Source organism: Streptomyces sp. NPDC058872 (assembly GCF_042743065.1).
Classification (GTDB): Bacteria; Actinomycetota; Actinomycetes; order Streptomycetales; family Streptomycetaceae; genus Streptomyces.
This window is the reverse complement of record NZ_JBHYMK010000027.1, coordinates 86,144-93,528: the sequence shown is the minus strand read 5'-3', so window position 1 is coordinate 93,528 and position 7,385 is coordinate 86,144. Positions and strand designations below refer to the sequence as shown.

The following is a 7,385-nucleotide window of genomic DNA, read 5'->3' as shown; positions in this document are numbered from 1 at the left end:
TCAAGACTGGGATCCTGAGCCTGCAACATCGTGCCCATCGCTCCATCCGCAACGACCACTCGACGAGCGAGCGCCTCACGAAGAGCGGCAACACGCACAAGGGGGTTCGTCACCTCGACCGTCCCAGATGCGGTCGCAGGAGATCGGCGGCCTGAGCCCCGTACACGGTGTGCACGGTGTCTCCCACCCGTGCCGGGTCGACCTCATAGGACTGGGAGCCGATGGTGCTGAGGGCCAGTGCGGCCGTTGCGCAGCCCAACTGGGCGGCGCTGGGCAGGTCGAGACGCCAACTGATCGCTGCCAAGAACCCGGCGCGAAACGCGTCGCCCACGCCGGTGGGGTCTTCGACGCTGACGTCGGGGATCGCTTCCAGGGCGATCGTCGGCTCGTCGTCGCGTTCGATGCGCACGCCCTTCGATCCCAGGGTGGTCACCCAGGTGCCGACCTGCTGCAGCACCTGCGCCGGTGACCAGCCCGACTTCTCCAGCAGCAGGGCCCTTTCGTACTCGTTGGTGAACAACAACTTCGCCCCTTGCACCAGGTCGCGCACCTGCTGCCCGTGGAGTCGTGCCAGTTGTTGGGAGGGGTCTGCGACGAAGGGGACGCCCAGGGCGCGGGCCTGCGCGGTGTGGTGCAGCATCGCATCGGGATCGTCGGGCGAGATCACGATCAGGTCCAGTGGGCTGTGGGCGTGGGGGACCCGCAGGTCGATCGTGCTCGCCTCGGCCATGGCGCCGGCGTAGAAGGCGGCGATCTGGTTGGCGTCGCGGTCGGTCATGCACAAGAAGCGGGCGGTTTGGCGTTCGGTGGACACGTGCACCGCGCTGGTGTCGACGCCGTGTTCCTTGAGCCAGATCTCGTACTCGGCGAAGTCGCTGCCGACGGCGCCGGCGAGCAGCGGGGACAACCCGAACCCGCCCAGTCCGTAGGCGATGTTGGCCGCCACCCCGCCCCGCCGCACCTCAAGGGTGTCGACGAGGAAGGAGAGCGAGACGTGGGCCAGCTGGTCGGGAAGGATCTGCTCGGCGAAGCGACCCGGGAAGACCATGAGGTGATCCGTGGCGATGGATCCGGTCACCGCGATGCGCACGTGGACTCCTGTCGAACGAAAATGAGGGGGCGGGACGAGGGGAAGCAACGGGGGCGGGGCCCACGACAGGGGCCCGAAGCCGTCCTACAAGCCCGCGGCAGCCCGCAGGGCGTCGGCGCGGTCGGTGCGCTCCCAGGTGAAGTCGGGCAGCTCACGGCCGAAGTGGCCGTAGGCGGCGGTTGCCGCGTAGATCGGCCGCTTGAGGTCCAGGTCGCGCACGACGGCCGCCGGACGCAGATCGAAGACCTTCGATATCGCCTTTTCGATCTGGTCGGCCGGCACGGTGTTCGTGTCGAAGGTCTCCACGAACAGGCCCACCGGCGCGGCCTTGCCGATGGCGTAGGCGATCTGCACCTCGCAGCGCGTGGCCAGGCCGGCCGCGACGACGTTCTTGGCGACCCAGCGCATGGCGTAGGCGGCCGAGCGGTCGACCTTGGAGGGGTCCTTGCCGGAGAAGGCGCCGCCGCCGTGGCGGGCCATGCCGCCGTAGGTGTCGATGATGATCTTGCGGCCGGTCAGGCCGGCATCACCCATCGGGCCGCCGATCTCGAAGCGGCCGGTCGGGTTGACCAGCAGCCGGTAGCCGTCGGTGTCCAGCTTGATGCCCTCACCGTCCAGCGCCGCCAGGACGTGCTCGACCACGTGCTTCTTGACGTCGGGCAGGAGCAGTGACTCCAGGTCGATGCCGGAGGCGTGCTGGGAGGAGACCACCACCGTGTCCAGGCGGACCGGCTTGTCACCGTCGTACTCGATGGTGACCTGGGTCTTGCCGTCCGGACGCAGGTAGGGGATGGTGCCGTTCTTGCGGACCTCGGTGAGGCGGCGGGAGAGCCGGTGCGCCAGGTGGATCGGCAGCGGCATCAGCTGCGGGGTCTCATCACAGGCGTAGCCGAACATCAGTCCCTGGTCACCGGCGCCCTGCCGGTCCAGCGGGTCCTCCTCGCCCTCCACCCGCGACTCGTAGGCGCTGTCGACGCCCTGGGCGATGTCGGGGGACTGCACGCCGATGGAGACCGACACCCCGCACGAGGCACCGTCGAAGCCCTTGGCGGAGGAGTCGTAACCGATCTCCAAAATCTTCTCGCGCACCAGCTGGGCGATCGGCGCATACGCCTGGGTGGTGACCTCACCGGCGATGTGGACCTGGCCGGTGGTGATCAACGTTTCCACGGCGACCCGTGAGGACGGGTCGTCGGCGAGCAGCGCGTCGAGGATGGTGTCGCTGATCTGGTCGGCGATCTTGTCGGGGTGGCCCTCGGTGACGGACTCCGAGGTGAACAGACGACGAGACATCTCACTCCTGATGGCAGGTGGACGGCGGGCGCACGGGCCCCTTGCAGGGATGGACGAACCGGCACGGGCCCAAGGCGGCCACGGCGGTCTTCAAGGTCCGGGCCAGGGCCTGGACGGATGCGGGACAGCTGGGTGCATCGCCGCCGATCACGATCAACGGCGGACGCCAGCCGTGGGCGGCGATGCGGTCGGCGACCTCGCGGGCCAAGGCGACGGAGGCGGGCAACCCCGCCAGGATCAGCGGCTCGGCACCGGCCACGACCGGACGCAGAGCCATCAGACAGCTTTCGACGTTCGCCGTGGGCGAGACGGTCACCAACGCCAGCGCACCGAAGTCGACGCCGGCCAGCTCGTCGTAACACCCCGGCGGGGCACCAGCGGGCGGGATCAGACAGATCGTCCCCGCCGCGGGGAGCTCGGGCCCGACCGGCTGCACCGCACGCGGCGTGAAGGACCGCCGTCCGCGCACGAACGCATCGTGCCGCCCCACACCGCGAAGGACACGCAACCGGCCCGCGGCCGGCCACACCCCCCGCGCACCGGGCCCGATGCGCGGGACGGGAGCCCCCGCGAGGGACTGCGCCACGTCCCCCACCGTCACCGACTCGTCCACCATCGCGGGCAACGCACACAACAGCCGGACGGTCTGGGCGAGCATCTCGGCCCCGTCGACATCGCTGATGCGGGTCCGGTCATACACGGCGCTGAGCACCAACGCCCCCGCACCGTCTTGATGCGCCGTGATGCTGTACGCCAGCGCCGTGTGCGCCTCGATCGTCTCGGCCTGCTCGACGTGCACGCCCTCCAACGCCAACTCCCCAAGCACCCGGTCCTGCACGCCGCCGGGCTGCGAGGCGACGAAGGTGATGAGCGACTCGGGAAGCGGACCACCGCCGTGGCCCGCCCAGCGGCGAAACTGCCCGGGCGAGACCCATTCATAAGCCGATGCGTCCAAAGCGTGATCGGCCAGATCCGACAACAAATCCGTCACCGGCATGGCCGCAGACACCGTGACGTGCACCGGCAGCTGGGTCTCCAGCGGCCCGGGCAACTGCTCGGCACCCGCAAGGGCGATGCCCCGACCCGAGGCGGAAGCGGCAAAGACCACCGGGGTGGGCACGGTGTCCAAGACGAACGACTCCGACGAAGCGCTGTGCACGGCCGCCCGCTGCAGCTGAATGGCCCAGACCGCGTGCAAGACGGTGCTCTCGCTGACGCCCCGCTCCACCGCCCAGTCCCGCAGCCCTCTGGCCTGCTGCAAGGACAAGCACTGCCGCGTCCGGCCCCGAGAACCACGCCCCAACAAAGGCGCAGGAAGCGCAGGCGAGGCCTTCACACGGCCGGGAAGAGCGGCAACCCCCGCCGCACTACGGGCCCGGGCGACCCAAAACGCACGGGCCGCGGCCCCGTCCTGAGCCGCCAGCCAGCGCCCGTGATCCCGTATGTCGGGCCGCCGCTCACCCCCGGTGGACCGGCCCCCCGCCAGATACGCCCGATACAAGGCCCGCTGCAGCAGGCGCACGCTCCAGCCGTCCAGCAACGACCGGTGGTACGTGAGCAAGATCCGGGTGCACTCGCGCTGCTCCTGCAGCAAAGTGATGCGCAGCCCACCCCCCGGACGGTGCAGGTCGAACGGCTGCTGCCGCTCGGCGAGCAGCAGGGCGTGCCAGTTGCCCTCGCCCCGCGCATGCCACTGCACCAACGGGCTGGCCTGGGGATGCACGACGACCAGGGGGGCCGGCTCACCCAGCCTCGGCTCGGCCAAAGCGCTGCGCAGCGCCGCTTCGCCGGCATACAGCTGCTGCCAGGCGTCCATGAACCGCCCGCGCTCCAACGGCCCGCGCCAGCGCCAGTGCATCTGCTCGACGTGCAAGGCGGCCTCGGGATGGGCCATCGCCTCCACCAGCACGTCTTGCTGCCCGGGGCCGGCCGGCCACGGGACCATCGCCTCAAAGCCGTCCGGCTCGGGGCAACACGACGGCAGCGGAACGGGCCCCTGCTCGGCATGGGCGACCAACTCGGCCAGGGGCCCGGGCGCATACGGCGGCGGGGGCAACGTCAGCGTGTGATGCCCCGCCGTGTAGCGCCGCAGAACCGGCACATGAGGCGCCACAGCACCATGCGACACGTCGTGCCGGTGCGGACCCGCCGCGCACGGCTGCACGAGCGCGAGGGCATCGGCCAACGCCTCCGGGCCCAGCCGGCCGCGCAGGACGAGCCGGGGCGGAGGACCGGACGTGACGGCCACGGTCACGGCCATGCTGACGGTCATCCGGGAACCTCCCTCTCTCGTACGACGTGTTCGTCCGCTACTCAACGCCCCCTTGGGGATGCGTCGTTGTCCAAAACGCCGCGGCCACGATGACCGGGGACCGGCAAGCGACCAACGCCCCTTCTTCCGGGCAACCCTCACCCCGTGGCGCCGGCGCCGTTCAGACCCCACCGCCCGCGCCACGCCTTAGCTTTGCGCCCCCGACCGGTGGATTGCTGTAGAAATCCTTGGACATCGATCCCGGCCGGCCGGGGAACGACCACAGCCGGCGGTGCTCCTGCCCCGGGCCGACCCCCTCCGACGCACCCAGCCCCCTCCCGCCTACCGGGGCCGATCGGACGCGCCCAGACGCTGCACGATCGCCGCGGACAGGCCGTCGACGGTCGGAGTCTCATAGATCTGACGCAGCCGCAACTCGATGCCGAAGGTCCGCGACAGTTGCCGGACCATCCGATACGCGGCAAGGGCGCTGCCACCGAGTTCGAAGAAGCTCACGTGCGTGGGCACGACAGCGCTCTGCAGCACAGTGGACCAGACGGCGATCACCTCACCCCGGACCCTCGTGAGCGTGGCCATGGGCACCCTCCCTGGTGGGCATGAACCTGCGGGCAACGAGGGCGGCGCACCACACGCACCGGCGGCCACACCGGCTGACGACCGGGCACCCCCGCACGGCCCCGCCCGACGAACCGCGCCCCAAGGCACAGCCGACAGCACCACGGGACCGGGAAAAAGAAGAACGAGAAAGAACACCGAAAAGGCAAAGCGCAGAAGAAAAGAAGGGGGAGGGGCGCGGGGGTGTGCGCGGGCCGCACCCCTCGTCCCCGACACGAGCCGCGCCCACAAGCAAAGGCGCCCACCCCGGCAAACACCGCCGGCCCCCCCCTTTTTTCCTCCAAGGCGCCGTGCGCCTACCCGAGCAGGCAACACAACACCCCCACACCCCGTGCCCCCGTCGTGCCCCCACACACCCGCCGGGCGAACCTGACCACCACCTGGACCGTGACGGCCCCGTCCCGGCCCCGGGCGCGCCCCGGGCACGAACGCGTCGCCGCCGCGCTACTCCACCCGGAAGTTCGCCATCATCCCCATCGCCGAATGGTCCAGCAGATGGCAGTGGTACACATACGTCCCGCGGTAGGTGTCGAACGTCGCGTGCAGTTTCACCGTCTCGCCCGGGAACAACCGCACGGTGTCCTTCAACCCCGCCTCCTCCGCCCCCACCGGCCCGCCATTGCGCTCCAGGACCCGAAACTGCACCAGATGCATGTGGAAGTTATGCGGAATGATCTTGTTGGCGTTGGTCACCGTCCATATCTCCGAGTCACCGTGCCGAACGGTCTGATCGATGCGCCCCATCTGCCACACCTTGCCGTCCATCAACCCGCGCGGCTCCTCGCGCCCGTCCTCGTCCATGCTCAACACGATGTTGCGGTGCACCGACGGCGCCGGCAGGCTCGCCACCGCGGGCAGCACGCGCAAGACCTCCGGGACGCTGCTGGGATCCTCAGCGCTGCGCACCACGTCGAAGCGCAGCACCTGACCGACTTCCTCGGGCGTGCCCGGCCCCAGCGTGTTCTCCAACACCACCTGCGAACCAACCCGGTAACGCGAGAAGTCGATCACCACATCGGCGCGCTCCGCCGGCGACAGCCCGATGCTGTCGGTGACATGAGGCCGCTCCAGCAGCCCTCCGTCCGAGCCGATCTGCACCATCGAACCGCCATCGGAAAGACGCAACTGGAAAAACCGCATGTTGGAAGAGTTCAACAGCCGGAAGCGGTACTTGCGGGCCGCCACCGGAAAGTACGGCGTGGGCCGTCCGTTGGCCAAGATGGTGCTGCGACCAAAGACGTCGTCCATGACGTAGACCAACTGGCCGGCCTCGTCGAAGTGGGCATCGCGCAGGGCCAGCGGCACCTCGTACTGGCCCCGCGGCAGCGGCAGCGAGCGCTCGGTCTCGTCGGAGAGCAGGTACGACCCGGACAGACCGCGGTAGACGTGCTCGGACTCCAGGTGATGGGCATGGTCGTGGAACCACAAGGGGGCACCAGACTGCCGGTTGAGATAGGTGTAGGTACGCGAAGAGCCCGGACCGAAGGTGTCCATCGGGCCGCCGTCATTGGCCTGCGAAACGCTTCCGCCGTGCAGGTGCACGGAGACCGGATCGGACAGCGCGTTGTGGTGGCGAATGACGACCGGACGCCCCGTACGGGCCCGGATCACCGGCCCGGGAAAATGACCGTCGAAGGTCAACGCCCGGGTCTGGGAACCCGGTAGGACCTCGTGCACGGTCTCCTTGAGCACGACCCGGTACCAGTCGACACCACCCAAGGTGGAGATCGGCGACAACTCCGGCAGCCTCGGCATCCGCACCGAGAACGCCGGCGGCACCGCGACCGCGGCGCTGGTTCGCCCCCACCGGCCGTGCAGCGCCCCGACCGAGGGGGTGGCCGCCACCGCACGGCCGGCGAGCAGTCCGGCACCGGCCACGGAGAGCGTTCCGGTGAGCATGGCACGTCTGGTGATCATGGAAAGTCCTCCTGGACTGGGGTGGGTGGTGGTCGAAGTGCGACGGCAGTCGCAGCACCGTGCGACCGCCGCTCACCGGGTGGTGATGCGCATCGCAGCCGGCGGCGCGAGTGCATCAGACGAAACCCACAAGTCACTTGAGTCTTCTTGGAGCGTCAGTGGTTCGCGTTGCGCAAGCCTTGCGGGCCCTTCGCCAGG

The 7,385-nt window shown here is 69.7% G+C and carries 5 protein-coding genes; all 5 read right to left on the bottom strand.

Translation table 11 applies throughout. The features are described 5' to 3' along the window. Positions 1 to 109: 109 nt before the first annotated feature. Positions 110 to 1,090: a carbohydrate kinase family protein gene (locus tag ACFW22_RS19175; RefSeq protein WP_386405742.1), complete on the bottom strand. Its 981-nt coding sequence runs from the start codon at positions 1,088 to 1,090 to the stop codon at positions 110 to 112. A gap of 84 nt (positions 1,091 to 1,174) precedes the next feature. Then, positions 1,175 to 2,383, bottom strand: a complete 1,209-nt coding sequence (gene metK / locus ACFW22_RS19170; RefSeq protein WP_386405739.1) for a methionine adenosyltransferase — start codon at positions 2,381 to 2,383, stop codon at positions 1,175 to 1,177. A 1-nt stretch (position 2,384) separates the two neighbouring features. Next, entirely contained in the window at positions 2,385 to 4,655 is a 2,271-nt protein-coding gene (locus ACFW22_RS19165; RefSeq protein WP_386405736.1) for a condensation domain-containing protein, read from the bottom strand. Between the two features lie 321 nt (positions 4,656 to 4,976). Then, positions 4,977 to 5,231 carry a phosphopantetheine-binding protein gene (locus ACFW22_RS19160; protein WP_386405733.1) on the bottom strand — a complete coding sequence of 85 codons (255 nt, stop codon included), beginning with the start codon at positions 5,229 to 5,231 and terminating at the stop codon, positions 4,977 to 4,979. A 483-nt stretch (positions 5,232 to 5,714) separates the two neighbouring features. Continuing rightward, positions 5,715 to 7,187, bottom strand: coding sequence for a multicopper oxidase family protein (locus ACFW22_RS19155; RefSeq protein ID WP_386405730.1), 1,473 nt, complete (start codon positions 7,185 to 7,187; stop codon positions 5,715 to 5,717). Positions 7,188 to 7,385 lie beyond the last annotated feature (198 nt).